At 51.1% G+C, this 704-nt stretch carries 2 protein-coding genes; both read right to left on the bottom strand.

Annotated features, from left to right (window positions below; all coding sequences use genetic code 11):
• Positions 1–7: 7 nt before the first annotated feature.
• Positions 8–133 carry a LysR family transcriptional regulator gene (locus PsWM33_RS28420; RefSeq protein WP_342585910.1) on the bottom strand — a complete coding sequence of 42 codons (126 nt, stop codon included), beginning with the start codon at positions 131–133 and terminating at the stop codon, positions 8–10.
• A 40-nt stretch (positions 134–173) separates the two neighbouring features.
• Positions 174–704: IS3 family transposase (locus PsWM33_RS12090; protein WP_063300404.1), on the bottom strand; the 531-nt coding region annotated here is incomplete at its 5' end.

The following is a 704-nucleotide window of genomic DNA, read 5'->3' as shown; positions in this document are numbered from 1 at the left end:
CTAACTTTCAAACCGGACCACTCAAGTGGGGCTGATCACCGCTTTGCAGGGCACGGCCTGCATCTGTCAGGGTTACAGACCGGGTGGTGCGCACGAACAACGCCGTCCCGAGCTGTTCTTCCAGCGACTTCAGCTGGTAATCCCCCCATTTATGGAGGAGTTTTGCATTAGAGTTATGCAGCCAGTTTCAGTTTTGTTGCGGGCGAGATGCCGCCGATGGCCATGTTGGGCCGTTGGTTGTTGTAAGTCCAGAGCCATCTGGTAGCTTGCGCCTGAACTTGATGGATTGTTTCAAAGCAATTTTGATCCAGCCATTCTTGGCGAACCGTTCTGTTATAGCGCTCGATATAGGCGTTCTGAGCTGGTTTACCCGGCTGAATATGCAGTATCTTAATGCCTTGCTTGTGTGCCCATGAGAGTAGCGTTTCACTGATATTTTCCGGGCCATTGTCAACCCTAATGATCTCAGGTTTGCCGCGCCACTCTATCACCTGTTTCAAGGTGCGCACGACCCGTAGGGCTGGAAGGGAAAAGTCAATTTCAATAGCCAGTCCCTCCCGATTGAAGTCATCAAGAATATTCAGAGTCCTGAACCGTCTACCATCTTCAAGTTGATCTGACATGAAATCCATGGACCAAACTTTGTTTACCTGCGCAGGAACCGCCAGTTTGTCCGGCTTTTCCCGCTTCAATCGCTTGCGCGG

It is taken from the genome of Pseudovibrio sp. WM33 (assembly GCF_001623165.1).
Lineage (GTDB): Bacteria > Pseudomonadota > Alphaproteobacteria > Rhizobiales > Stappiaceae > Pseudovibrio.
The sequence above is the reverse complement of the archived record's forward strand: the minus strand, read 5'-3'. Positions and strand labels throughout refer to the sequence as shown.